The sequence below is a fragment of the Bradyrhizobium sp. USDA 4461 genome (assembly GCF_054055655.1).
The window spans coordinates 5177694-5203116 of sequence record NZ_JBSRXM010000001.1; the positions used below are offsets into that span (position 1 = coordinate 5177694).

The following is a 25423-nucleotide window of genomic DNA, read 5'->3' on the forward strand; positions in this document are numbered from 1 at the left end:
CGACGGCGAGCCGGTCAGACCGCGGGAAACTCCAGCTCGAAGGCGACGCCGTGGCTTAAGGGCAAGAGACGGATCGAGCCGCCATGGGTCTCCATCACGGCTTGCGCGATCGCGAGCCCCATGCCGGTGCCGCCGCTGTCGCGACGAGTGGTGAAGAACGCCTCGAAGATCTTGTCGCGGTTGGCGTCGGAGATCGGGGTGCCGTCATTGCGCACCGTCATCCGGATACGGGAAGCGTCGCCGCTGGCTTCGATCTGGACGGCTGTCGCATGGTGGCGGAATGCGTTGTCGGCCAGATGCGCCAGCACGATCAGGGCCTTCTCGCCGGACATCCCGATCGAGCGCTCGAGGCAACCGCTGGCCGCGATGGTGCGGCCGGGAAAGCGGCGCCTCAAGGTTTCGATGACGGTGGAGAGCAGGGCCTGCTCGTTCTGCGGTACGCTCTCCGCACGCGCCAGCTCGCGCAGCCGCTGGCTCATCGCATCGAGCCGCTCGACGTCGCCAAGGATGTTCGAGATGAAGCTTTGTTGCTCGGATCGTGTCAGCGTATCCGACTTGCCTTGCAGCGAATCCTGCAGCAGTTCGGCTGCGCCCCGGATCGACGTCAGCGGCGATTTCAATTCGTGCGTCAGGTGAGTCGAGAAGGTGGCGATGTAGTCGGAGCGGCGCGACAGCTGCTGGGCCATGTCGAGAAAGCTGTCGGAGAGCTGAGCGAGCTCACGGGTGCCATAGTGCTGTAACGGCTGGAAGGCGTTGCGGTCGCCGCGGCCGATCCGCACGGCGCGATCGACGAGCTCGCGCATCGGACGCGTCACAGTGCGTGAGAACATCAGCCCGATCGCAACCGTGGCCAGCAGCACGGCCAGCGTGGCGAGCAGAAACTTGCCGCGCTCCTGATAGAGATGCTCGAAGATGTTGCTCGGCGTCCGCGAGGTGTAGATCACGCCGGCAACGTGGTCGTTGACGATCACCGGCATCGCGGAGAAGACGTGAACGCCGACGCCGCGGCTGATCGAATAGATCGGCGGCGGAGGCTTGTCGGGCATGCGGATGCGCAAAGCGGCGCTGTACTGGCCGCCCAGCGCGGCGGTCACCTCCTCGATGTGGGCAAGCGACTGTCCGACCTCCTGGCGGCCGGCGATCACCACGCCTTGCGGATCGAGGATCCGGAAACCCGCCAGCGTCACCTTCTGGGTCTCGAGGATGATGGGCATCAACCGGGCACCGATCTCGACGTAGGCCGGATCCGCGGGTTTTGCCGCCGGCTGCGCATCGGGCCGTCGCCGCAGCAGATCGTTGCCGGCGAGGTCGAGCGCCGGCCGGATCGGGGTGACCTGGTCGCCGGGATCCGGCAGTGCTTCCGGCGGCACCGCAGCGCCGAGCGGTATGCCCTTGTCGAGCCGGGCCTGCACGTCCCGCGCATAGATCGCAGCCAGCACGCGGCTCTGGGCAATCAGCTCGGCCTGGGTTTGGTGAATCAGCTGGTTGTCGTAGAGGCGAAAGAAGAACAGCCCCATCAGCGGCAGCACGGCGACCAGCGCGAGCACGGTGAAGATCACGAAGCTGAGCGACGGTCGCCATTTCCGGTCGGCGCGGAAGGATGTCATGCCTGCGGCTCGCAGCGCCCGAGCCTGAAGCCGACGCCGTGCACGGTTTCGATGACATTGTCGCACTTCGCGGCGGCGAGTTTCGCCCTGATGTTGCGGATATGGCTGTCGATCGTGCGGTCGGAGACCTGGATATTGAGCTGGTATGCAGCGCTCATGATCTGGTCGCGGTTGAACACCGCCACTGGCCGCGTCAGGAAGGCGCGCAGGATCCCGAATTCGATCGCGGTGAGATGAAGCGCGGTGCCGGCGAACGTCGCGACGTGCTGCTCGGGATCGATCGAAAGCCGTCCCCGGGAGAGCACGGTCGCCTCCGACGTCACGCTCCCCGCGCGCGGCGTCAGCCGCCGCAGGATCACGTTGATCCGCGCGACCAGCTCGCGCGGGCTGAACGGCTTGGTCACATAGTCGTCGCCGCCGATCTCGAGGCCGAGTACACGGTCGATCTCCTCGTCGCGGGCGGAGAGGAACAGGATCGGCACGTCGGACGATTTGCGGATCTCGCGGCAGACGTCGAGGCCGTCGAACTCCGGCATACCGATGTCAAGCACGATCAGGTCCGGCCGCTCGCCGGCAAACCGGGCCAACGCGTCCTTGCCGTCGCGCGCTTCGGTTACGCTCATGCCGGCTTTCCTGAGGGCGACACGGATCACCTCGCGGATATGTGGGTCATCGTCGACAACGAGAATGCGGTGGGTCAATGGGATCTCCGAATGCGGCGTTCTGGCCACGCCTTACCCTCGCTTGATGCAATTGTTCTACAAGGCAACTGCCGCGAGAGACAAGAACGGATCGGCGTCATGGTGGTCGGGTGAAGGTCCGCGCGGGTTCATTGGTCGCGAGCAGATGATATCCGGCCCGCAGCCTGGCGAAGGTGAGCTGTGTGTGTGCAGCGGGCGAGAGCGCGATCAGCAGGAGTTCAGGATTTTTATGCAGATTGCGTGCAGGGTGGGGGTTGCCGGCTCGCGTCGGCGAATCTCGTCTGATACGGACGAACCCGATCGAGCTCTTCAGTCCATCGTGGTCCCCATGCAAATCAGCAAATGCGTCGGCATTACCCTGCTCTGGATCGCAGGCCTCGTTCTCGTCTTCGCGGGCGTCAACACCAACGACCCGTATCTGGTCCCGCTGCGTGGGGCAGGCAATCTCCTCCTCGTGGCCATCAGCGGTGCCGTCGTGCTCCTGCTGGTTCGCTGCGGCGCTTGGCGCTGGCGGGCGTGGATGGGCCGGCTTCTGGTGATGCTATGGTGCCTGCCACCGCTCGCGATGCTGGCCGCGTACGGTGTGTTCGAGCTGCGCAAGCTGTGCGTTCTCCAGACCGAACCGGTGCTCGCGCGGTCGCTTGGGCGGCACTTCATCGTTGGTTACCGATCGTTTGACGAAGTCGCGCCGCTGGCCGAGAACGGGTTCGTTGCGGGGATCTATGTAACGCGGCGCAACATTGTGGGCAGGACGGCTAACGCCTTGAAGGCGGAGATCGCTACCCTGCAGGCCAAGCGGCGTGCGGCGGGACTGCCGCCGTTGACGGTCGCGACCGATCAGGAGGGTGGCATCGTTTCGCACCTCGCGCCGCCATTGACGAGGCTGCCCGCGCTGGCCTCGCTCGCCGACCTGCCGCCGGATCAACAAAAAGCAAAAGCCGAGGAGTTCGGCCGCATCCATGGCCGCGACCTGGCGTCGCTCGGCATCAACCTGAACTTTGCGCCGGTGCTCGACCTGCGTCCGGAGGCCAAGCACAACCGGTTCGATTTCAATACGCTGATCGATCAGCGGGCGATCTCCGACGATCCGGCCAAGGTGAGCGCGATCGCAAGGGCGTACATTGATGGCCTCGAGTCCGCGGGTGTGAACGCCACCGTGAAGCACTTTCCCGGATTAGGCCGGGTGCGCGCGGACACGCATCATTTCACGGCCGATCTCGATACGCCGCTCGGCGAGCTCGAGACGACCGACTGGCGTCCGTTCCGTGACGTGTTGGCAACGACCGGCGCGCGCCTGATGGTCGGGCACGTGGCGGTGACTGCGCTCGATCCCGGACGGCCTGCGTCGCATTCGAAGGCCGTCGTCGATGGGCTGATCCGAAAGACCTGGAACTATCAGGGGATCGTCATGACGGATGATCTGGTGATGGGCGCGATCTATCAGCACGATGTCTGCACCGCGGTCGTGGAGGCGTTGAACGCCGGCGTCGATCTGCTGCTGGTCGCCTATGATGGGCTGCAATTTTACCGGCTGTTCGCCTGCGCCACCGATGCCGCTGCACGCGGCGGCCTCGATGCCGCGATGTTGCGCGACAGCGAGACGCGGCTCAGGCGCGCGATGCTGATCGACTAGGAGACGGATGTCAGGAATGCGCGCCGACGGCCGATTTGTTGTCCTGCTGCTTCGACCAGGAGACATAGTAGGCGACGGCGGTCATCGCTGCGATACCGGCGATGCTGACCGCGACCTGCCTCGTCAGCGAGTAGGGGCCGGTGATCAGGATCAGGTGTGCAGCAAAGGAGAGGAACACGCCTGCGCAGAACACGGCCAACCATTCCTCGCCGCATTTGATCACCGGCTGCAGGGCATAGGATCGCAGGTATTCACAGTCGCGCGGCACCATCCAGGTGAACAGGAAGGTCAGGGCCAGGAAATGCAGGATGCGGTGCGGCGCGACTTCCTCCCGATCGTTCTGCAGGAGCACGTCGCTCAGCCCGCTCGGCATCATCTGCGCGAGCGCCGGGATCTCGCTGCTGGAGACGATCGTCAGCGCAAACAGCAGATACAGCAACGCCGTGGCGCGCAGCGCCGGAATGGCCTGCATCGCGCGGATCGTCGGCGCGTGGCGCGTACCGATGAGCGCGAGCCAGCCGCCCATCACGAACAACAATTGCCAGCAGAACGGATTGAGATACCAGGCTCCATACGTCGATGATGTCAGGTTCCAGTCGAGGACACGGGCGGTTGCGTAGAGGGCAACGGATCCGAGAAGCGTCGCGTTGGGGACGTACAGCAGCCCGAACACGACGACCGGCTGAAAGGCCATCAGGGCAATGGTCAGTTGCAGCACGTCGAGATTGAGCGGCTTGGCCTGCAGGAACAAGCCGTAGATCAGAGTCCGGATCGGGTGATCGATAAAGCCGGTGATGTTGAATTCGCTGATGATCTCGGGCGCTGCGGTTCGTGCGGCGACGTAACTGATCAACTCGACATAGATCACGAACAGCACGACATAGGCCGCATAGAGCTGCCATACGCGCTTGAAGATGCGGGTTGCGGCCACCAGGAAGCCGCGCTCGTGCGCCATCCTGGCATAGAAGAGCGTCACGGCGTAGCCGCCGACGAAGACAAACAGGTCGGTCGCACCGCTGAAGCCGAAATTGCGCATGGTCAGTGTGCTGACGACGTTGTGCGGAACATGGTCGAGGAACAGAAACCAGTTCGCAATGCCAAGCAGCAGCGCGATCCTGAGATCGCCATCGGCTCGCGCGATCTCGGGATTTAATGTCGAGGTCATCTGAAGCTGAAATCTGCTGGCGCGAGAAAACGAAGCGGCAATCTAAAGGGAACCCGTGCCCGGTCCGAGTAGACTCTGCGTGAACCCTATCTAATCCGTTTCGGGTTCCGGCCAAGTGGTCGGTTCAAGAAAGATCACGTTTTCGCAATCACCAACTGAGCGGTCTCACACGGCTCGTGCTTGCGCCGGTCGCGCGCGTGATCCAACGCATTGGCTTGCAGGTCCGCGCCGGTCGGGGGGATGCTCGGCAGGGCGGCCTCCGCAAGGATGTCGTCCGTGACGTCCTCGACCGAGCGCTCGGCAATCTCGTGGATGAAGCTAATGTTTGTGTATTCCCGCGACGCGACCCGGGAAACGATCTCTCGCCGCGTCAGTTCGGGATCGACGATCGCTTCGCGGCCACGGCGGCCATAGTCGATCATCACGACAAAATACTGCATTTGCCTGGAAGTTCGATGCGTTCACTTGCACCGACCATTATTTCCGATAATCGGAATATTGTCAAGGAAAAATGCCGATAATCGGAATTCAGGTGGCGGGGCGCTGACCGATTCGGCGGCGAGGCGCCCGAATCGATCAGCCCGGTCCCAAAACGGCGCCTATTTCTCGGACGATCGGCCACCCTTGGAGGCCGATTTGCGGCCCTTGGCCGCCGTCTTGCCGCGCAGCCGCTCGATTTGGCCACGGGGCAGGGTGACGCAGATTTCGCCGATCCATTCGAGCTTTACGCCGTTGATCGGCTTGGCGTTGAAGCTCTTGAGGTTGACGGTGCCGGACGAGCTGCCGCGTTCGATCGTCTTCAGATAGCGCTCGCCGCTCTTCAGCCGGACCGCAGCTTCCTCTCCGTAGAAGCTCGACAGCGGATAGCGCTGTTCGCGGTATACCACGATCACGTCGCCGTTCTCGTATTTGGGCAGCATCGAATCGCCCGAAACCTCGAAAGCGACGGTCTCCTCGGTCATCGGGAATGGAAGCTCGATCTCGCCGAGCCCCTCCGGCGGGACCTGCTCGAGCTCCGGCTGGATCGAGGCGCCGGCGCCGACCCGGCCCACGATCGGCACCGAGTTCAGCTCCAGATATTCCATGATCGGAGCGATCTCCGATGCCTTGATCAGGCGTATTCCCGACAGGATTTCGGACACCGCCCCGGCCCGAACCCCCATTGCGCGGGCAAGCCCGCCCTTGCTCTTCCCGGTCTTTTCCAGTGCTCGTTCGATCAGTGCAGCGTCCAGCATGTTTCATCCTCTCCAAGCCTGGACACATAATACCGTTACGATTATCAGAATTCAAGCTTGACTTTTTCTTCGGAATATCGGAAGGTGTCCGAGGCGCCGGCGAACTGACAGAAATGGGAATCTGGAATGGAAATGATGAATTGGCTGCCCGAGCATTCGGCAGCCTTGGAGGACCTGCGCGCCCGCGGCTTGTCCTATTCGGAAATCGCTGACAGGATCAACGAATCCTTCAATACCGCCTACACACGCAATGCGACCCTCAGCCGAGCGCAACGCATGGGGTTGGCGGGCCTCGATCGGCCCGAACCGTCCCTGCCCGGACGCCTCGATCCACCCAAGCCGTCCTCGCCGGAGCTTCCGGGGATCGAGCGGCTGCGCGAAGGACGGGCCGAACCGAAGCCGGATCCGATTCGCTGGCCGAAGATGTTCGCCGACACGGCGGAGTTGCCTCCGCTTCGTTGCGCTGCGGTCACGCCTCGGCATCTTTCACTGCTCGATCTCAAACCGGGCGATTGCCGCTATCCCTATGGCGGGGATGCCGACGGCGAGGTCATGACCTTCTGCGGTCATCCAAGCCACTCGGGCTCGAGCTACTGCACCCCGCATCTTGACCTCAGCCGCGATCCCGACGCTTCGGCGAAGCCTGTCCTGAACGATGCCTGGCTTCGAGCCGTCGGAGCCATCTGAGCAATTCGTTTCTCGACCGCCAGGACGTCGGTCCGCATTCCGCAAACTGCGACCGCGCGGAACACGCTGCGCGTTCATCATCAGATATCAGGAGGTCACCAATGCCGCGCGCAAAACGCCACAAACCGTACGATCCCGCCAGAACGCATGATCGACGCTCGACGGATCTGCCCTTCAATGCCGAGGTGGCGACCGTCGAGGTCGACGATCCGCTTGCGCTCGAGCTGGGTGATAAAGTCGTTGCGTTTCGCTCGATACGCAACGATCCGCTCGGCCGGTTGCATGCGCACCGACAGATCGACGACGCGCAGTATCGGAGCGGTCGGGCTTTCCAGAACGACTGGGAGAAGGCCGAGCGCGGCCCGCGTGCCGTGGATACCACGCGTGAGTACGTTGATGGCGGCCGGCAACGTGAGCCGATCACGGAGGGACAGCGCCAGGCGGCCTTGCGTTTGAACCGCGCCGAGCATGAACTTGGCGCCGACGGATCGGCGTTGGTGCACGACGTCCTGATCCTCGGCATGACCATGGAGCAGGTCGGGCAGCGGCGCGGGCTGCGCACGCAGCGCTGGCACGACTATTTCGCGCGGCGTCTCAAGGAATGCCTGGATCGGCTGGCGTTGATGTACGGGCTTGCCACGGCGAACAAGGTTCCCGCGAAGGGCCGGTAATGCTGATGTAAGGCAATGCGACCACGTGCCGGTTGCCGCGAAGGTAGCCGGTACATCACACTGCAAGACTGTGCTTTGCCTCACACTCAATCCTTGCCTGTGATCGCGATGTGCTCCGTCATGTTGTGCGGAAGATGGTCGACAGTGGCGCGGACTCTCATGTAACTTCGCTCGCGTCGACGATCAGCCTGCATTCGGGTGCAACATGCTTGCCTCTTCGGCAGGCAATGGTCCGGTACAACCATAAGGGAGTTCGCAGCGGCTACGCCCGCCTACATCTCATCCAGCATCGCGAACATCACGAGCAACGTGGGTCGATGCCGGCGCGGAGTCCGATCAACACCACCCAAGGAGAAGCGACCGATGAATCACACTGGAAACTGCTTTTGCGGCGCCGTCGAACTCAAGGTCACGGGGGAGCCCGAGGCGATGGGCTACTGTCACTGTCGTTCATGCCGCTCCTGGTCCGGCGGTCCGGTGAATGCATTCAGTCTCTGGAAGCCCGGGGCGGTCGAGGTCACCAAGGGCGCCGATCATATCGCGACATTCGAGAAGACCGCGATGAGCCAGCGCAAATATTGCAGCAAGTGTGGCGGTCACCTGATGACCAACCACCCGACGCTTGGGCTCGTCGACGTGTTCACGGCGACGATTCCGACGCTGAAATTCAGCCCCGGCGTTCACGTCAATTATTCCGAGGCGGTGTTGCCGATCCGCGACGGTCTGCCCAAGCTGAAGGATTTTCCCGCCGAGTTTGGCGGCTCGGGCGAGGTGATCGCCGAATAGCGCGACGGTCGTTCTCGACGACGAGAGCGGGGGGCGACGGAGCGTCGCCACCCGCCCATGTATCCTCATTCCATCGGCCGGACTCCGCGACATGTCCGCTGTCCGGCAATTTCCTCGACATTGGGCTGGTTCGGCTTGTCGGTGCCCCTACGCTACAGGGGCCGTCTTGGCCGACCGGAGCCATGTCAGACGAAGGTCCCGCCCTGCAAAATCCGGGTTTGGCCTTGGTGACAGGCTTCCGCTAAAAGGCAAGCGGTGTCAGCGTTGGTAGCAGCCATCGTATTTCGCCTGACAAAATAAATAGAGGAAGCGTCAGATCATGGCCCGACCAGAACTGCCTGGGCGCACGCCGCGCGGGGAAGGACTTCCGACGGCGCTCGACGGCCTGCTGGTTGTCGACTTCACCCGCGTCGTCGCAGGCCCGGCCTGCACGCAAACCCTGGCCGACTTCGGCGCCGAGGTCATCAAGATCGAGAATCCGGATGGCGGTGACGACACGCGCGCCTACGAGCACGCCGAAATCGGCGGCGAAAGTGCGGCGTATCTCAGCCTCAACCGCAACAAGCGCGGCATCGCCCTCGATTTCAACAATCCGGCCGGGCTAGACGTCGCGCGCGCGTTGATTGCCAAGGCCGACGTCGTGGTGGAGAATTTCTCCGGCGGCGTGATGAAGAAGTTCGGTCTCGATTATGCGTCGGTGGCGCCGGCCAATCCGCGGCTGGTCTATTGCTCGATCTCTGCCTACGGCCGCAAAGGCGATTTCGCGCTACGTCCAGGTTTTGACCCGATCACGCAGGCCGAAAGCGGCTTCATGTCGCTCAACGGCTTTCCCGATGGCGAGCCGGTGCGCACCGGTCCGCCGATCGTCGACATGGCAACGGGCATGTCGGCCTGTAACGCCATCCTGCTGGCGTTGATTGCGCGCGACCGGCTCGGTCGCGGCCAGCAGGTCGAGGTCGCCTTGATCGACACCGCGGTGTCGATGACCGGTTTCTACGGCATGGCCTATCTCATCAACGGCAACAATCCCGGCCGTTTCGGCAACTCCCCGAACGGCTCGCCGACCGTCGGCGTCTACCGGGCATCCGATGGTCCGCTTTACATGGCTTGCGCCAATGACCGGCTCTATCGCCGTCTGGTGACCGAGGTGTTGGAGCGTCCGGACCTTATTACCGACCCCGAATTTGCGCACCGGAAGAATCGGACCGCCAACAAGGAGAAGCTGCGCGCCATCCTTGCCAGCGTGTTTGCAAGCGACACGCTCGAGCATTGGATGGCGAAGATGAAGAAGGCCAACATTCCGGTTGGCTATCTCCGCACGGTCGAGGAGGGGTTCAATGCGCCCGAGGTGCGCGACCGTCACCGACTGAGCAAGATCGCGCATCCAACCGCCGGTTCGATTCCGAACATCGAGCAGCCGGTCAGTATGAGCCTGACCCCGACGGTCGATCCCGTTGCGGCGCCACTGCTCGGCCAGCACACGCGGGGTGTGCTGGGCAAGACGCTTGGCTACGACGATCGGCGCATCGCTGCATTGGCGGAGGCAGGCGCGTTCGGCAAGGCAGGAAACACCGGCTAGAGCCTTTCCCGCTCCGACGGAATCGGAGCGGGGCTCTAGTTCTTGTTTTGACGCATTTTCTTTACGCGAACCGGTTTCCACTTCGCTCGAAATATCTAGCCACGTCGCCGGCCTGCATCGAAGATCAAATATTCGCAAACCAAACTGACCGTAGGCGAGAGCAACGGCTCTCGCCTCGCGGGACGTCGTTCAGACGCCATGGGGCCCGGTGCGCGCCAGCGGCCTCCAGCCGGAATTGGCCCGATTCGGGACCTCAGTTCGGCTTGCTGCGCAAGTTGTTCCTTGGCATACCTTCAACCTCCTCGGGCTCCGCTCGATCAATTTCGAGGCGCGCCATCCGAAGTATGAGGGTTGCCGTGGTCAGGCCGAGGCGTTCGGCCTCTTGCGCTGCGGTGTCGACCTTCTGGGCCAAGCCTTCACGTTTACCTGGGTATGCCATTCGTAATCCTCACTTAAGGTGCGAGATGAAAAATCCCACATATGTTGCAGAGCAGCAGAAGAAGCTCGGAGCTCCATCGAGCGAAACGCTGGAAAGCCTGCGACTGCTGAAGGCCTTCCTTCGACTTGCGCCCGACCAGCGTTCCGAGGTCATCGAGCTGGTCGAACGTTTGGCGGTTGAACCGCCGGGCGATCCCTCACTGTCCTGAGGTGCTCGCAATCTCTCCTGTGGGTCAGTGGTTCAATGGTTTGGCGGGCGGCTGGATCGCGATCACGTAGATTGCGCCGCCCTCCAACGCCTCGGATTGATGCCGGGTGCCGGCTGGCAGCAGGATGGTGTCACCGGCACCGACCACCCGCTCGCCGCCATCCCAGATGAAGTTCAGCCTGCCGCTGATGATCATCAGGATTTCATCGACCGGATGGGTATGGAAATGATGCACTTTGCCGGCCGCATCGTGCTGCAGCTCGACCGAGCCCTGTGCCGGAAGCAGGTTCAGGATCTCCGGATCGATGGCAAGTTCGGTCTTCGTGCCTGCGATGATCTGGGTCATGCTGCCTGTTCCTTGTTTGCGATCGGGGGCGTCTTGTTCTGCGCGAGCTTGGCGAAGGGACATCCGGTGCTCGCGGTGTTATCGTCGTGCAGGAAGTACTGCAGGTATTCGCGGCCGTCGCTCGCGCCGTAACGGCCGAGGAGCGGGGAGGGGCTTGCGCTGTCGTACGGGATCAAGCGCTTTCGCACCTCGGCGAACGCGGCGTTCGCCGCCTTTTCCGTCCCGAGGATTTTCTCGAACACCCAGCGCGGCTGGAACGTGAGCATGAACGCGCTGGATCGCCGGCTCTGGCGCATCACATGCGCAGGCGTCGTGCAGACCACGAAGATCGGCTCGCCCGCAAACGAGAACTCCCACATCGGGTGGTCGATCTGCTCGGGAATCTCTGATGGCCATGGGTTCTTGTCCAGCCGTGCGAGCTGGTCGAGCGTCAGCCACATCTTGCGATAATAGGCGTCGAGCGTCTGTACCGGGCGGGGCCGCGTGAACACGATCAGCGAGGTGTTGGGACCGAACGAGCGCGCCTCCGACACGTATTGCCCAAGTTGCTCGCCGAGCACCGCGACATCATACGGATCGAGGAAGAGATAGCGGAGCTGATCCTGGCGATGTCCGGTCACCCCGAACACGCAAGGGAACGGCCTTGCCTCGCTGCTCATCTGGGCTTCAAACTCGGAGAACATCACGCTCTGCCAACTGCTGACCGGAAAGCTTGACGCAACTTCGCCTTTTCTCAAGAACAAGCGCTCCATAACACCCCCCACACTCATAACGACACTAACGAGCTATCAACTTGCTTCTCATCACCAGCGGCCCGGCAATGCCCGGCAACGACATGAGAAGCAGAATGACGATCAAGGCGCTGTAGCCGCCGTCGCCGATCGCGGCCGTGTTGTGCACGGCGTCGGTTCCCGAGGCGTGGCTCGCGGCAAGCATTGCGAAGCCAATGATGGGCTGCGCGACGCCGGCGAAGATCCCGGCGGCAGTGGTGTTCACGGAGGCACCGACGCCGATGAGGTCCGCGGTGTAGAGCTTCTTGACGCATTTCAGCACCAGCGGGACGGTGCCGCCGGCGACGAGGCCCAGGGCCGTGAACACAACGGTGACGTAGGCGAGACCAAATGTCTGCGCGATCGGCGGCAGCAGCATTGCGATCAGCAGCATGCGCAAGGCGCAGATGCCGATCAGCGCGCGGTCGAGTGCGGCTGCGGCACGATCGGCGACGTGACCGAGGAAGATCGAGCCGAGCGCGTTGCCGATCATGAAGGCGAGCAGCGGCGTTCCAGCCGCCGTCGGCGAGATATGGAAGAAATGAGCGACCATCGGAATGCCCCAGACGCCCGACAACGTCGTCACCACCGCGAAGTGCGATGCAAACGTCATTGCGCAACCCCAATTCGCGACATGGGTCAGCGCTTGCCGCGCAGCCAGCACGACGCTCTTCAGTGTCTTGTTGCTGTGTGAGGCCGGATCGGGCTTGAGCGCGAGCTTGGCGAAGGCGAGGTTGGCAAGTCCGATGCAGGCGATGAACAGGAAGCAGGCCCGCCAGCCGAATCCCGAGACGGCGGCGGCGAGCGGCGTGGTCGCAATCACGCCTCCGACATAGCCGGAGACCTGCGAGATGCCCGACATCATGCCGAACCGCTCGTCGGCGAAGCTCTGCGCCACCAGCTTCAAGAGTGCGGTGAAGACCAGCGCATCGCCGCAGGCGACGATCAGGCGCGCGGCAAAGACGTCGAGCAGGTTCGGCGCCAGCGCGAATGCGGCGCTGCCGAGCGAAGAGGCAATCATGCTGACGAGGACGACGCGCTTGACGCCGTAGCGATCGACCAGAAGTCCGGCCGGGATCTGCATCAATGTGTAACCCCAGAAATAGCTCGAGGCCAGCATCGCAACACCGGCTGCATCGGTGTTGAAATCGCGCATGAAGCTGAGGCTTACCGACTGTGGCGACACGCGTTGCAGGAAGGCGATGGCGTAGGCGATCGCCACCGCCGTCCATGCGAGATAGGCGCGATCGGTGAAGCGCGACGTCGGGGCGTAAACCGCTTGTTGTCCGAGCATCGACATCACACCCTCGCGTAACCGACCGAGAACAGCGCATCCGCTGAATTCGGAATCTTGCGCGACATCGCAGCATCGACCAGCGATGCGGTGCCGTGATAGGCCTGCCGATGGTGTTTAATGTGGCCGTAAGCGCCGCGCATGATCATGTCCGGCAGTTCGAGCGGCTTGCCTGGATAGAGCGAGGTGCACATCTCGACACAGGCGGCCTGCAATGCAGGATCCTGCGCATCATCGAGCAATGATGGGGACACTTTTTCGCAAATCTTAGCGTTCGCGGCCCAGACGATCGGATTGCGGGTACGCCAGCCGTAGAGCACGTTGCCGTCGGGTCGCTCAGTTGCGCCCGAACATTTCAGGACTTCCGATGTGAAGAAGCCGTAGAAGCCGCGGCCCTGGTGCGCCGGCAGCACTTCGGTGCCGCTTCGATAGATTCCAAGTCCGGCCGACATCTGCAGGACGCGGTAGACCGAGAAAGCCACGAGGCCGGATCCGTCACAGACGAGGATCAGGCTGTACTTCTTGTCGAACGGCGAAGAGCTTGCTGTCCAGTGCGGCTCGGTAGCCTGCCAGTTGACGGCAATGATGCCGTTCATGGCGTCCATCAGCGGCTGACGGTCGCAGGCTTCGATCCGGGAGGCGTCGGGTAGACTGTAGATCGCGTAGTCCGTCCAAGGCGATCTGATCGCCTCATATCCGCTGCCCAGATGTCGCGACATGGCAGAACTCCAACATTCCATCGCGAGCTATACATGGCAGCCTCGAATGGCTTAAAGGACAATATGCCCTCGAAAACTGCCAAACCGCGCCGGCCTGAGGCGCGCGACCAGAAAGCCCCGCGGCGGATCGCGATCGTCGCCTTTCCGGGCGTCACCTTGCTTGACATCTCGGGGCCGGCGCAGGTGTTCGCAGAGCTGGAGGCGATCGAGCTACCCGGGCCGGACTACGCGCTGTCCTATCTGTCGGCCTCGGGAGGCCTGGTGCCGACCGACGTCGGCATGATGATCGACACGGCGCCGATCGCCAGCCTTGCGCCTGCCGAGGTCGACACGCTGGTGATCCCCGGCGGGCCGGGCATCTGGAAGATCCGCAACGACGCCGAGTTGATGAACTGGATCGTGGGGACGTTGCCGAAGGCGCGCCGGATCGCGTCGGTCTGTCTCGGCGCCTTTGCCCTGGCCTGGACCGGAATCCTGGACGGCAAGCGTGCTGCAACGCACTGGCGCTATTGTCCCCGTCTGCAGGACAGCTTCCCCAACATCCGTGTCGAGCCCAACGCGATCTTCGTCAAGGACGGACATGTCTGGTCGTCGGCAGGGGTCAGCGCCGGCATCGATCTGGCGCTCGCCATGATCGAGGAGGATTTCGGCCACACCATCGCGCTCGATGTCGCGCGCAGGCTTGTGGTGTTTCTGAAGCGGCCCGGCGGTCAGAGCCAGTTTTCGACCGTCCTTGCCGCCCAGGCATCGGACGTCGAGGGCCGCTTCAGCGCGCTGCACGCCTGGATCATCGAGAACATCACTGATGACCTCAAGGTGGAGACCCTCGCGGAAAAGGCCGGGATGACGCCACGAACCTTTGCGCGGACCTATGTCAGCCGCACCGGCATGACGCCGGCAAGCGGCGTCGAGGCGCTGCGCGTGGAGACTGCGCGCTTGCTGCTCGAAAGCCGTCAGATCGGTGGCGTCGTCGAGGTCGCCAAGCGCGCGGGGTTTGGCGACGACGAACGCATGCGGAGGGCCTTCCTGCGCCACCTCGGCGTGTCGCCGACCGAGTACCGAAACCGGTTCTCGGGCAGCTAGCTCGCCTCAGGCGAGCTTGGTTCGGATGCGGGCGCTTCGCGCCGCAAGCGGATCTATCCCACAAGCGAATAGCTGGCCTTCGTTCGCCGGATTCGTCGCTCCAGTGGTAGCTTTTCCGGTTTGTCTGCGGCTATTGTGCCGGCCAAATCGGGAGAAGAAACACCATGAATGACGGGACCCCCATTCGACAGGCGCGCAATGTCGAACTCGGCGCCAGCGGCGAGGAATTCCAGAACCTGCACGAATTCGCGCAAAAGGCCCGCGCCAGGCTGAACCAGAACGCATGGGACTATATCGTCGGCGCCTCCGAAACCGAGACCACGATGCGCCGCAACAGAATGGCGCTCGACGAGATCGCGTTCCGGCCGCGCGTCCTTCGCAATGTCATCAATATCGATCCCTCCACCGAGGTCTTCGGGCGCAAGCTCAGGCTTCCCGTAATGATCGCCCCGGTCGGCGCGCTTGAGATCTTCGATCCGGATGCCGGCGCGGCCGTTGCGCGCGGTGTGGGAACGTTCGGCGCGGCGCACATGCTGAGCTCGGTGTCGGAGCCCGGGCTCGAGAACACCGCCAAGGCGGCGCCTGACGCCTTGCGTATCTTCCAGCTCTATGTGCGCGGCGACGACGCGTTCGTCGAGGATGTGGTCAGCCGCACCATCGACAATGGCTACGCCGCGTTCTGCCTCACCGTGGACACCGCTCATTACAGCCGCCGCGAGCGCGACATCGCCAAGCGCTATGTCCGCGAAAGCCGCATCCGCGCCACCGGCGGCGACTTCCAGAAAGGCCTGGAATGGCGGACGGTGAAGTTGATCAAGGACAAGTTCAAGATTCCGCTGATCCTCAAGGGGATCGCCACCGCCGAAGACGCAAGGATCGCCGTCGATCACGGGGTCGACTGGATCTACGTCTCAAACCATGGCGGGCGCCAGCTCGACCACGGCCGCGGGTCCATGCACGTGCTGCCCGAGATCGTTCAGGCCGTCGCCGGCCGTGCCAAGATCATGGTCGATGGCTCGATCTGCCGCGGCACCGACATCGTGAAGGCCATCATCTCGGGCGCTGACCTGGTCGGGATCGGCCGATTGCAGTGCTGGGCGCTGGCCGCAGCCGGCGAGGCCGGCATCGTGCGGATGCTTGAATTGCTGGAGGATGAGGTGATCCGTTGCCTTGGGCTGCTCGGCGTCACCAGCTTCGCCGAACTGGACAAGACCTATCTGCATCCGGCGGTGCCGACCAATCCGCCAAGCGTGTTCAGCGCATTCCCACTGCTGGATATCGAGCCCTACCGCTACTGACCGACTGCGAGAGGCATGACGCGATCGGAGGCGGGGCTGCCGTGCCGAACGACTGAGCGCGCCGGCAGCTTAGCGCGCGTTCAGGAAGCTTTCGCCGGCATTGCAGGGCGTGCACTGATAGGTCAGGACGTCGTAGACTTGGTCGCGCGGCTCGATCAGGGCGAGCCGCATTTGCGTGCCGCACTTCATGCACGGCATCTCGATGCTGGTCTTGAATCGGGTGCAGGTCGGTGTCGGACGAACGGCGCGCAGCATCGGATCCCCTTATTCCCCAAGAGACGCGAACGCGACCAACAACGAGGTCGAATCACTATGCCACAGTGCTGACACGATTGGAATCGGCTGGGGGACGATCCGGCCTCAGCTAGGCAATTTTTCCTCGATCCGGGCGCTGACGCCGTCACGATCTATGCTAACGTAAGCGAACGCTTGTTTCAGGGGGGCGCGATCATGATTGAGCCGAAGCTGCAAGTTCCCGCCGAGTTGCGCGATCTCGCGGAAAAGACCATCGACCAGGCCGAACAGGCCTTCAGCCTGTTCTTTGATGCCGCGAGCAAGTCGATGACGGCGATGCCGGGCACGGGGACCGAGATTTCCAAACAGGCGCTGTCGTTCACCGAGCAGAACATGAAGGCGGCGTTTGAGCATGCGCGCAAACTGGTGCACGCGACCGATCTGCAGGAAGCGATGCGGATCCAGTCGGAGTTCCTGCGCAGCCAGTTCACCAATGCCGGTGAGCATATGCGCCAGATCAGCGGAAGCGTGATGTCCGCAACCAAGGACGCGGCGAAAGGCAAGTTCTAGGACGCGCCTAGCGCCGGCGCGCGACAGCGACGCCGAGCAGAAACGCGACGAACAGGCTCGCGAGTGGCGCTTTGCGCGTGACCGCACTGACCGTGGCGAGGGCTCCGCCAGGCCGGCGCGAGGTCGCGATTGCGTCGCTGAGGCGATCGGCCGCCGCTCGAAGTCCGTCCGACACCTCCGTGATGGTGCGCGAAACATCCGTCGCGGTGTCGATCGCGCGCTCACCGAGCGTGGGCTGAAGTGGGGACTCGGGCGTTTCGGTGCTCATGTGGCGTGCTGCTGTTTGACTGGTCAGGTGAGTGCCGTCCCTGGTCTCCGTGCACTCGCGTGTTCTGAATGGCGGGTGACGGCCACGTATCGTGCAAATTCAGCAGTTGTGGATTGGTTCCATCGGCATGCCTCGCTTTCTCATCGGGGAACCGGAAACTTGTGCGCAGGTCGGGGCTTGTCTCCATGGAGGAGACGATGATGACAATGCATGCGCATGGGATAGCGGATCGCCGTTCGACCGAGCATCGAAGCCGGCACGGCGGCGCGCCGCTGCTGGTTGCGGCTGCGGTTGCGATCCTTGGCGTGCTGGGCATGCTGGTCGTCGACCACGGTCCGTGGAGTAAGCCGAAGGTGCAGCCGGCCGCCTCCGCGAACTACTCAACGACCGGTGAGGCAGCACGCGCTGCTGGTGCAAGGGTGATGCCGACCGAGCCAAAGGCGCCGATTGAGCCTGCTCCGCTTGGTCCCAAGCCCGCTCAACCAGCTAACCCGATCCCTGCGCAATAGTGCGAGGCGTCGACGCACCCGGTGCACGGTGCGGGAATTGATTCGTCGGACCAATCAGCGGCACAAAATCATCGCCGGTGGTCAGCGCACGCTGACGAGCATGCCCCAGACCGCGGCGAATCCGGCACCGACGAGAACCAGCACCGGACTGTCGCAGAAGATGCTGCCGTACTGGCACATGGTGGTACCGAGCGAACCGATCTGATGATGGCCCGCGGCATAGAACAGGCCGGACAGGACCGCGAGCACGGCAGCAACGAAATACATCGACGCGTCCTCCTTGCAATCGAACTGCGGCGCGGGTCGACCGACGCGAGCCAAAACTGTCCTGAGTCGATCCAAATTGTGAGCTGCTTTGTCCCCTTGACGCGTCGGGCAACTCAGCGGCACACTGACATCATCGCAACAAGCATAAGGCGATCGGCGCCAGCTCGTATTGCGATTTCCGGATCAAACTCGGACTTTCGATCAAGGCGGTTTCTCACCGTCGAAGCCGACGCATCACATTTTACCGATCGCATTCAGCTCGCAAAAAGGGTTTGACACGTCGGGCAACTCAGGGGCATAATCCGAAAATCAGAAATTGTTGAGCCCGCGCGGAGCAATCCGCGGCGGGCTTTTTGTTTGCCGTTTCACCAATCGGACGGCGGCCGCACCGTCACGACGCCACATCCTCCCACCCTATCGCCTGAGCGTCGCATGCGTGCCGCCGTCCGAACCCGTTGAAACAAGTACGAATTGGCCGGTGCGCGCGAACGTGCCGGCCCTGCGGCGCGGCGCAAGCCGGCGCCGCCCGCGGCCCCATTCGTCCGGGATAAGGTTCGCGCCCCAAAGATCGCCGCCGCTGCGCGATCTGCCGCACATTCATTCCATGCCGCATCGCGCGTGATTGGCCGATCGATGGGGGTACATGACCGCTCATCTGATATCGCTCGCGCTCTTCTGCACAAAAAATCCTGAACCATGCGCAACAAATGCTCGGGTCGATAGACGCTTCCGGCTGCATTTTCGCATAACTTTAGACGGCAGATACGTACCTCTGATTTTCTCTTGGTGAACCTCGGGTGTCCTTCAGGATCATTTGGTTCATCAATCAGCGGTTGGGTGATGGCTTATCAAAATCGCTTCCGCGGGGACGATACATGGATGCCGAGCAGATATTCAACGCACTACCTCTGATCAATCATATTTCTACACTTGCCACCATAGGGCTCGTGTTTCCAACGTATTTTCTTCACCTTCGACCTGCGACTTATAGAGTGATCTTGTCTTTGGGCATCACTTTTGCCCTTGTGAGGTTGGCAGCAGAGATCACGGTTGCAATCTTCATCGCGCCGTATCTGCTGGTTTGGACCTTTCCGCCATTCACTGTCGCGCTGATTGGAATATTGGTCCGGATAGCGCGCGTGAACCGCGTGAGTGTGTGGAGCACCGTAGTCCTGGCGTGCGCCATTATCGATTGGGCGCAACTTGCCGGTCTGGTCTGGGTGCTTTCATAAGTGTTACCAGCCGATCCCGCCGGCTGCCAAAAAGAGGCCGTCCATGAATTATCTTCCGTCATATAGCAAGAAAATTCTGGCTGACATTCAATCGATGGCGCCGCAGATTAACGCTGCAGCAGCAAAATACGGAGTGCCTGCCGAAGCGATTGCCGGAAGTTTAGCTCAGGAGCTACTCGATCGAACCGCAAGCTACGGGAACGAGGTAAGGGCAGTTGGTTCATCTCTCAACGCATATAAGTTTCTTGCCGACGCGTATGCGGTCGGCGTGGTAACGAACCCTCTCGACCCGAAGCGCGGCGCTTCCGACCATATCCTCAGTCGATACAACGTCGCTCCAAATGCGATAACGGTCGGAGCGGATTATCGAAAAAAATGGGAAAACCCTCTACTTACCGACTTTGGCGCGGCAGGAATCAAGTTTCACAACGCCATTCAAGCGATTCTCAAGAATCCAGACGATCCCGCCTTTGCGCCTTATGCGAATAATCTATTTTCCGCAGGCGTCGCTTTGCAGAACGGCAACGACAAAGCTCTATTGGCATCAACGATGGCCGCATATTTGCGGCATGGTCTCGGCGTTTATCAATCCAACATGAGCGTCAATGGCGACCCGACAACGGGGATCAATGCCTGGAATGGTTTGAGCCCGGAGTTGCAACGCGCACTGCTTGTTCAGTTCTATAAGCAAGGTCCGACCCCGGAGCGGGTGCTGAGAAGCAAGTGGAGTGCTGCGCAGCACGGTATTCCCTATGTTCCGCAGATTGGCGCTGACGGTGCGGGTGCGACTTGTCTGGCAAACCAGGCCGCGGTGGCGCAGGCGTTAGCTGACGGACCGGCCGACTTTGCAGACCGCTGGAGCGCGGTGCCGGCATCTGCTGCGAGGGGCGGCGTGGCCCAGTCGCTCGCGGCGTCACCTGACGATGTTTCGCAGGAGGAGACGACCAAGAGAGCGGCTATTCGGCGCCTGGTCCGCGTACCGGTTGCACGCGAGGGCCGGATTGCATTCGACGCTGGCGCGCCTGCCGTGCCGTTCGTTCCGTCGGCGTCAATCGCGCCTTTCGGCCGGTCCGCGACATTCGACGAGCGGTTTTCCGTTCCCTCGGCGCTGGTGGGCACGCCGTCGGTCTCGACGAGACCGGCTAGCCTGCTCAGTGGACAGCCTATGCGATATCTGCCGCCCTCGGTGTTTGGCATTCCGAACGATTCCGGTGCTCCGGAGACGGGTCTTAGTGATTGGCTGGCCAGCCTGATCCGGCCACGTCCTCGTCAGTGACCGTCGGGGCCGACCATCGCAGCAAGGCGGTGAGTTGGCGCGCATGCGGTTTGCCCTATCGGCAGCAGCCGCGTCGATCTTGAAAATTTCCACCGCAAACATTGACGAGCCGCTGTAGCTGCTGGCGCATCACATTTTACCGATCGCATTCAGCTCGCAAAAAGGGTTTGACACGTCGGGCAACTCAGGGGCATAATCCGAAAATCAGAAATTGTTGAGCCCGCGCGGAGCAATCCGCGGCGGGCTTTTTGTTTGCCGTTTCACCAATCGGACGGCGGCCGCACCGTCACGACGCCACATCCTCCCAGCCCGTCGCCCGAGCGTCGCAAGCGTGCCGCCGTCCGAACCCGTTGAAACAAGTACGAATTGGCCGGTACGCGCGAACGCACCGGTCCTGCGGCGCGGCGCAAGCCGGCGCCGTCCGCGGCCCCATTCGTCAGGGATAAGGTTCGCGCCCCAAAAGATCGCCGCCCGTTGCGCGATCCGCCGCACATTCATTCCATGGCCGCATCGCGCGCCGACGGCCAATCAACGAGGCTTGCATGACCGCCTATCTGATATCGCTCGCGCTCGTGGGCCTGATCGCCATTGCATTGTTGGAGGCGGCATGAACGCCGAGATTATCAAGTTCATTCCGCGCCCACGCCGGGATCGCGAGCAGACGGACTTTCCGACGATTGCATTCCGCTCGGCACTCCCCGGCCCCGAGCCGGACCACGCCGACACGGCGCCGAGCGAATATCTGCCGTCCGATTGGCAGGAGAAGTGACGTGGCGAAGACGATCACGCAAATCCGTTCGCTTGCGCGAAGCCATACGCGAAGTGCGCTCAACGCCCTGGTCGGCGTGATGCGATCGACCAGCGCAACTCCCGCCGCCCGCGTCTCCGCCGCCAATGCCATCCTCGACCGTGGCTGGGGCAAAGCGCCGCCGGCGACCGAAGACGGCGACGACGGAGCGATCGAGCTTGTGCACCGCATCGAGAGGATCATCGTTGAGCCCGAGGAGGTCGAGGGCGAGGATGCCTGAGAGCTGCGGCGGCAGTTCACCCAATCCCAACGAATCGCTCGAGTTGCTTTTGTCGAGGGTCTCTCCGAAACGTTCGATCACGTCATCAAGAAACCCGGATCGCTATCGGGCGCACTCGCGGCATCGTGTGCTCGGTTCAATCCCCGGACCATGACGCAGACTGTCTGCGCGAGGGCATTGCCGCCGTAGACGGGCTCACGGTCATCGTCAACAGTCCGTCGCGACCGTTGCGCTCATGACGATGAGGAATACTTTACAAAGGAGACCTGAATTGAATGTGCAAGACATCATAAACATGATGCTGCCTCCGATTGATGGTCGCAACGGACATGTCACGTGACGATCGGGCGATTTCGGCGCCGGAGTAACCGAAGGGCGACATCCACCATCGACGATCCCCATATCGGCGTCGACATGAATTATTTCGGACCAACGCAGTGATTCGCGCAGCTTGGCACCGCGCCCAGATTCTGTTCCAAGCGATTCCGATTTCGCGAGCCGGTTCGATGCCAAAAGGCATATGCCGGGATCGACTCTGTCGTCGCAGCCGCCCTATGACACGCAGTCGTTCGCTGCGCTACCTGACGATGTCTCGCTGGAAGAAACTAGCGAGAGGGCTGCTGTTCGGCGTCTGGTACGTATTCCGGCCACAGCTCAAGCTGCTTTTGATGGCGGGGTGCCGGCCGTGCCGTTTGCTCCGGTACCTTCGATCGCCCCTCGCGGCCGGCCCGCGACGTTCGACGAACGGTTTCGGCATTCTCGTCGCCGGCGGATACGCCGTCGGCCTCGACGAGGCCGCTGAGCCCGTTAAGTGGGCAGCCGATGCGATACCTGCCGCCGTCGGTGCTTGGCTTTCCGGACAATTCCGACGTTCCGGAGACGGATTTCGATGACTGGCTTGCCGGCCTGATCAGGCCGCGCGCGTCAATGACAATTCACGGCTGACGGTCGCAGCAATGTAACCGCCTGGCGCGCAAGCGGCCTTGCCTTATCGAGAGCAGCCTTGTCGATCCTGAAAATTCCAACCGCAAAAGTGTTCGAGCCGCTGTTGCGGCCGGCGCGTTACAAAGGCGCATTCGGTGGCCGAGGATCAGGAAAATCTCACTTCTTCGGCGAACTCCTGGTCGAGATATGCCAGGCCGAGCGCGGTACGCTGGCCGTTTGCATCCGCGAGGCGCAGCGGACGCTGGCGCAATCCTCGAAGCGGCTGATCGAAGGCAAAATCGCGTCGCTTGGCGTCGGCCAGGGATTCAAGCTCTACTCCGACAAGATCGCGACGCCCGGCGATGGCGTGATCATCTTCCGCGGCATGAAGGATCATACGGCCGATTCCATCAAAAGCCTCGAAGGGTTCAAGGTCGCGTGGGTCGATGAAGCGCAGTCGCTGAGTGCGCACAGCCTCGCGCTGCTGCGGCCGACGATCCGCGCGCCGGGTTCGGAACTGTGGGCGAGCTGGAATCCGCGGCGCAAGTCGGACGCGATCGACGACTTTCTGCGTGCGCGCAAGCCGCCGGGATCCACCGTCGTCAACGCGAGCTGGCGAGACAATCCGTGGTTTCCGGCGGTGCTTGAGGAGGAGCGCCGCACCGACCTATCACTGTATCCGGATCGTTACAGCCACATCTGGGAAGGAGATTACGTGCAGGCGTTCGAGGGCGCTTATTTCGCGGCGATGCTGTCGCAGGCGCGCAAGGATGGGCGCATCGGCAAAGTGGTCGCAGATCCGCTGCTGCCGCTGCGTGCCTTCATCGACATCGGCGGCGCCGGCGCTGCCGCTGACGCCTTCACGATCTGGGTGGTTCAGTGGACCGGCGGCGAGATCAGGATCCTGGATTACTATGAAAGCGTCGGCCAGGTGCTCGCCTATCACGTGAACTGGTTGCGCTCGCGCGGCTATCAGGACGCGATCCTCTATCTGCCGCATGACGGCATGGCTACCAACAATATCACGGGCAAGCGCTACGAGGATCATTTGCGCGAGGCCGGCTTCGCCGTCGAGCCGCCGGTGAAGAACCAGGGGCGCGGCGCGGCCATGATGCGGATCGAGGCGCTGCGCAGGCTTGGGCCGCAGCTCTGGTGGAACGAGGCGACGACGGAAGCCGGCCGCGACGCGATCGGCTTCTATCACGAGCGCAAGGACGAGGTGCGGAACGTCGGGCTCGGCCCGGAGCACGATTGGTCAAGCCACGCCGCCGACGCGCTCGGCCTGATGGCGATCTGCTACGAGGCGCCGGGCAGGGCAGGGAGCTTCAACCGGAGAATCCGCTATCGGGATCAAGGGTGGGTGTGAGGTGGTAGAGCCTGCGCGCTGCGTGCGTCGAGTTGCGCGTTGGTACTATCTGCTTGCCTGTTCGAACGGGGTGCGTGATGATCGGAATTCTGCGGCTCCAGCCGCGGGTGATATCTTGCTTGGCAAACGGCCGCTGAGGTGAACCGCTCATGAGTCTATTTTGGCGCGCTGCGTGGGGTATCCTAGCGCTTGTAGAGGTTTCTACCGTTACTCTGGCTGCCGATGATCACCGCAGCTATGAGCAGATGAGAACATGGTGCTCGGGCGACGCCGAAACCAATAATGACATCATACAAGGCTGCAGCGCGCTGATCGCGGCCAGGCGCGAAGATCAGAGCGACATGGCGCGGACGTTTTATAACCGCGGGCTTGGTTACTATAGAAACGGCCAATACGATCTGTCGATCCAGGATTACGACGAGGCGCTTCGCTTGGTCCCGAACAATTCCGATGCCTTGAACAACCGTGGTCGAGCCTACTACGCCAAAAAGAAGTACGCCGAGGCCATTCGTGACTTTGACGAAGCGATTCGCCTGAGACCGGACGACGCTGAGATTTTCGTCAATCGTGGAATTACATACAACGGTCAGGGCCGGCATGATCGCGCAATTCAGGACTTTGATGAAGCTATTCGTCTACGGCCGGGCTTCGTCGCGGCTTTGAACAACCGCGGCATCGCCTACTACAATAAACGCCAGTTTGATCGCGCCATTCAAGACTACGACGAAGCGCTACGTCTCGACCCTGACTACGCTAACGCGTTTAATAGCCGCGGAACTGCTTACGCGGCCAAGGAAGATTTCAGTCGCGCGATTCAGGATTTTGATGCAGCGATCCGCCTGAGACCCAGCTTCCGCGAGGCAATAGACAACCGTGGAAAGGCTCTCGTGAAGGAAAAGCCGGAGTAGAGGCCATGGCAGATGTGCTGATGGATTGCAGCAGTTGGACAGGAGAGGAATTAGGAATTGGCTGGCTACCGGATAAATGAAGAGGGATTTGGCAAGAGATTTTCTCCGTTTGGGCCGTCCCCCTCGATCGAGTTGCAGACAGATTGGCCGATGGATCCTTGATCCGTGATGCTTATCAAGCTCCTTTCAACGAGACGCTTCAGGGCCGGCTCCTGAACTATCTTCTGCGACTGGGGATCGATCAAGCCGTTAATCAGATCAACAGTTCAGGCAATCCCGTTCGCGGCGCCGGACAGGTCTTCGGCGATGGTCCAGCGATTGGCAGCTCACCCGACCTCTCGCAGAGTCGATTTTTGACGCTTGGCTCCAATGAGCAGTCGGGTGGTTCGGCGCCTGACGTCCTCGACAAGAACTTCCGCTATCTCGGTCGAAGTCCTGCGCGCAATCCATAGATCAGCTTTTCGGTCGTGCTGTTCCGGTTGACTCGTTCGGCCGGCTGGCCGCGGTCGTTTGATCTGCCCGCCAGAGAAGCGGTGCTTATTGAGGTTTCTTCTGAGCATTGATGTATGCTTTCGGAGTGGCCGCAGGACGAAATTGCGGCCGGCGTCGTGAGTACCGGGA

30 protein-coding genes are annotated in these 25423 nt (G+C 62.1%); 17 read left to right on the plus strand and 13 right to left on the minus strand.

Annotation, left to right across the window (positions count from 1 at the left end):
• Positions 1–14 precede the first annotated feature (14 nt).
• Both ACVINW_RS23910 and ACVINW_RS23915 read right to left on the minus strand, forming a co-directional pair.
• Positions 15–1607, minus strand: coding sequence for an ATP-binding protein (locus tag ACVINW_RS23910; protein WP_456753562.1), 1593 nt, complete (start codon positions 1605–1607; stop codon positions 15–17).
• Complete coding sequence (locus tag ACVINW_RS23915) at positions 1604–2308, minus strand: response regulator transcription factor (RefSeq protein ID WP_456753563.1); 705 nt, start codon at positions 2306–2308, stop codon at positions 1604–1606. The genes ACVINW_RS23910 and ACVINW_RS23915 overlap by 4 nt, the downstream gene beginning before the upstream one ends.
• Between ACVINW_RS23915 and ACVINW_RS23920 the strand changes: the two genes are divergently transcribed.
• Positions 2295–3941 carry a glycoside hydrolase family 3 N-terminal domain-containing protein gene (locus ACVINW_RS23920; RefSeq protein ID WP_456753564.1) on the plus strand — a complete coding sequence of 549 codons (1647 nt, stop codon included), beginning with the start codon at positions 2295–2297 and terminating at the stop codon, positions 3939–3941. The two genes, ACVINW_RS23915 and ACVINW_RS23920, sit on opposite strands and share 14 nt — an antisense overlap.
• Positions 3942–3951: 10 nt before the next feature.
• On the opposite strand, the gene ACVINW_RS23925 is transcribed toward ACVINW_RS23920, so the two are convergent.
• The 3 genes from ACVINW_RS23925 to ACVINW_RS23935 form a co-directional block, all read right to left on the minus strand.
• Entirely contained in the window at positions 3952–5106 is a 1155-nt protein-coding gene (locus ACVINW_RS23925; RefSeq protein WP_456753565.1) for an OpgC domain-containing protein, read from the minus strand.
• Between the two features lie 134 nt (positions 5107–5240).
• On the minus strand, positions 5241–5546 hold the full coding sequence (locus ACVINW_RS23930) for a hypothetical protein (RefSeq protein WP_456753566.1): 306 nt from the start codon (positions 5544–5546) through the stop codon (positions 5241–5243).
• A gap of 159 nt (positions 5547–5705) precedes the next feature.
• On the minus strand, positions 5706–6341 hold the full coding sequence (locus tag ACVINW_RS23935) for a LexA family transcriptional regulator (RefSeq protein WP_456753567.1): 636 nt from the start codon (positions 6339–6341) through the stop codon (positions 5706–5708).
• Between the two features lie 126 nt (positions 6342–6467).
• Here ACVINW_RS23935 and ACVINW_RS23940 point away from each other — a divergent pair, with 126 nt between their 5' ends.
• From ACVINW_RS23940 to ACVINW_RS23955, 4 genes are all read left to right on the plus strand, one after another.
• Positions 6468–7028 (plus strand): GcrA family cell cycle regulator, encoded by a 561-nt coding sequence (locus ACVINW_RS23940; protein ID WP_456753568.1) that lies wholly within the window; start codon positions 6468–6470, stop codon positions 7026–7028.
• Between the two features lie 101 nt (positions 7029–7129).
• Positions 7130–7699, plus strand: coding sequence for a DUF6456 domain-containing protein (locus ACVINW_RS23945; protein WP_456753569.1), 570 nt, complete (start codon positions 7130–7132; stop codon positions 7697–7699).
• Between the two features lie 363 nt (positions 7700–8062).
• Positions 8063–8485: a GFA family protein gene (locus tag ACVINW_RS23950; RefSeq protein WP_456753570.1), complete on the plus strand. Its 423-nt coding sequence runs from the start codon at positions 8063–8065 to the stop codon at positions 8483–8485.
• A gap of 319 nt (positions 8486–8804) precedes the next feature.
• Positions 8805–10064, plus strand: a complete 1260-nt coding sequence (locus tag ACVINW_RS23955) for a CaiB/BaiF CoA transferase family protein (RefSeq protein ID WP_456753571.1) — start codon at positions 8805–8807, stop codon at positions 10062–10064.
• A 253-nt stretch (positions 10065–10317) separates the two neighbouring features.
• Here ACVINW_RS23955 and ACVINW_RS23960 read toward each other — a convergent pair whose 3' ends face one another.
• Positions 10318–10503 (minus strand): hypothetical protein, encoded by a 186-nt coding sequence (locus tag ACVINW_RS23960; RefSeq protein ID WP_456753572.1) that lies wholly within the window; start codon positions 10501–10503, stop codon positions 10318–10320.
• A 25-nt stretch (positions 10504–10528) separates the two neighbouring features.
• Here ACVINW_RS23960 and ACVINW_RS23965 point away from each other — a divergent pair, with 25 nt between their 5' ends.
• A complete protein-coding gene (locus ACVINW_RS23965; protein ID WP_456753573.1) occupies positions 10529–10711 on the plus strand; it encodes a hypothetical protein in 183 nt (60 codons plus the stop codon).
• Positions 10712–10735: 24 nt separating this feature from the next.
• Here ACVINW_RS23965 and ACVINW_RS23970 read toward each other — a convergent pair whose 3' ends face one another.
• The 4 genes from ACVINW_RS23970 to ACVINW_RS23985 form a co-directional block, all read right to left on the minus strand.
• Entirely contained in the window at positions 10736–11056 is a 321-nt protein-coding gene (locus ACVINW_RS23970) for a cupin domain-containing protein (protein WP_456753574.1), read from the minus strand.
• Positions 11053–11739 carry a YqcI/YcgG family protein gene (locus ACVINW_RS23975; protein ID WP_456753575.1) on the minus strand — a complete coding sequence of 229 codons (687 nt, stop codon included), beginning with the start codon at positions 11737–11739 and terminating at the stop codon, positions 11053–11055. Before ACVINW_RS23975 ends, ACVINW_RS23970 begins: the two co-directional genes overlap by 4 nt.
• 94 nt (positions 11740–11833) lie before the next feature.
• Positions 11834–13126 carry an MFS transporter gene (locus ACVINW_RS23980; protein WP_456753576.1) on the minus strand — a complete coding sequence of 431 codons (1293 nt, stop codon included), beginning with the start codon at positions 13124–13126 and terminating at the stop codon, positions 11834–11836.
• Positions 13126–13839 carry a hypothetical protein gene (locus ACVINW_RS23985; RefSeq protein WP_456753577.1) on the minus strand — a complete coding sequence of 238 codons (714 nt, stop codon included), beginning with the start codon at positions 13837–13839 and terminating at the stop codon, positions 13126–13128. The genes ACVINW_RS23980 and ACVINW_RS23985 overlap by 1 nt, the downstream gene beginning before the upstream one ends.
• 63 nt (positions 13840–13902) lie before the next feature.
• Between ACVINW_RS23985 and ACVINW_RS23990 the strand changes: the two genes are divergently transcribed.
• Positions 13903–14922, plus strand: coding sequence for a GlxA family transcriptional regulator (locus tag ACVINW_RS23990; protein ID WP_456753578.1), 1020 nt, complete (start codon positions 13903–13905; stop codon positions 14920–14922).
• 164 nt (positions 14923–15086) lie between these two features.
• Positions 15087–16220: an alpha-hydroxy acid oxidase gene (locus ACVINW_RS23995; protein ID WP_456753579.1), complete on the plus strand. Its 1134-nt coding sequence runs from the start codon at positions 15087–15089 to the stop codon at positions 16218–16220.
• Between the two features lie 69 nt (positions 16221–16289).
• On the opposite strand, the gene ACVINW_RS24000 is transcribed toward ACVINW_RS23995, so the two are convergent.
• Positions 16290–16475 carry a hypothetical protein gene (locus ACVINW_RS24000; protein WP_163157998.1) on the minus strand — a complete coding sequence of 62 codons (186 nt, stop codon included), beginning with the start codon at positions 16473–16475 and terminating at the stop codon, positions 16290–16292.
• Between the two features lie 195 nt (positions 16476–16670).
• Here ACVINW_RS24000 and ACVINW_RS24005 point away from each other — a divergent pair, with 195 nt between their 5' ends.
• Entirely contained in the window at positions 16671–17024 is a 354-nt protein-coding gene (locus tag ACVINW_RS24005; protein ID WP_456753580.1) for a phasin, read from the plus strand.
• Between the two features lie 7 nt (positions 17025–17031).
• Here ACVINW_RS24005 and ACVINW_RS24010 read toward each other — a convergent pair whose 3' ends face one another.
• Positions 17032–17292 carry a hypothetical protein gene (locus ACVINW_RS24010; RefSeq protein WP_456753581.1) on the minus strand — a complete coding sequence of 87 codons (261 nt, stop codon included), beginning with the start codon at positions 17290–17292 and terminating at the stop codon, positions 17032–17034.
• A 185-nt stretch (positions 17293–17477) separates the two neighbouring features.
• Between ACVINW_RS24010 and ACVINW_RS24015 the strand changes: the two genes are divergently transcribed.
• On the plus strand, positions 17478–17801 hold the full coding sequence (locus ACVINW_RS24015) for a hypothetical protein (protein WP_456753582.1): 324 nt from the start codon (positions 17478–17480) through the stop codon (positions 17799–17801).
• Between the two features lie 81 nt (positions 17802–17882).
• Here the strand turns inward: ACVINW_RS24015 and ACVINW_RS24020 are convergent, their stop codons facing one another.
• Entirely contained in the window at positions 17883–18068 is a 186-nt protein-coding gene (locus ACVINW_RS24020) for a hypothetical protein (protein WP_456753583.1), read from the minus strand.
• Between the two features lie 875 nt (positions 18069–18943).
• On the opposite strand from ACVINW_RS24020, the gene ACVINW_RS24025 reads away from it, so the two are divergent.
• The 7 genes from ACVINW_RS24025 to ACVINW_RS24055 all read left to right on the plus strand — a co-directional run bounded on the left by ACVINW_RS24025 (position 18944) and on the right by ACVINW_RS24055 (position 25254).
• Positions 18944–19300, plus strand: coding sequence for a hypothetical protein (locus ACVINW_RS24025; protein WP_456753584.1), 357 nt, complete (start codon positions 18944–18946; stop codon positions 19298–19300).
• 43 nt (positions 19301–19343) lie between these two features.
• Positions 19344–20576, plus strand: a complete 1233-nt coding sequence (locus tag ACVINW_RS24030; protein ID WP_456753585.1) for a hypothetical protein — start codon at positions 19344–19346, stop codon at positions 20574–20576.
• A 607-nt stretch (positions 20577–21183) separates the two neighbouring features.
• A complete protein-coding gene (locus tag ACVINW_RS24035; protein ID WP_456753586.1) occupies positions 21184–21345 on the plus strand; it encodes a hypothetical protein in 162 nt (53 codons plus the stop codon).
• 1 nt (position 21346) lies between these two features.
• A complete protein-coding gene (locus tag ACVINW_RS24040; RefSeq protein WP_456753587.1) occupies positions 21347–21604 on the plus strand; it encodes a hypothetical protein in 258 nt (85 codons plus the stop codon).
• A gap of 1003 nt (positions 21605–22607) precedes the next feature.
• The gene (locus ACVINW_RS24045) at positions 22608–23894 is read left to right on the plus strand and encodes a PBSX family phage terminase large subunit (RefSeq protein ID WP_456753588.1); all 1287 of its coding nucleotides are present in this window, start codon (positions 22608–22610) and stop codon (positions 23892–23894) included.
• Positions 23895–24043: 149 nt separating this feature from the next.
• Positions 24044–24802 carry a tetratricopeptide repeat protein gene (locus ACVINW_RS24050; RefSeq protein WP_456753589.1) on the plus strand — a complete coding sequence of 253 codons (759 nt, stop codon included), beginning with the start codon at positions 24044–24046 and terminating at the stop codon, positions 24800–24802.
• A 143-nt stretch (positions 24803–24945) separates the two neighbouring features.
• Positions 24946–25254, plus strand: a complete 309-nt coding sequence (locus ACVINW_RS24055; protein ID WP_456753590.1) for a hypothetical protein — start codon at positions 24946–24948, stop codon at positions 25252–25254.
• The last annotated feature ends 169 nt before the right edge of the window (positions 25255–25423 follow it).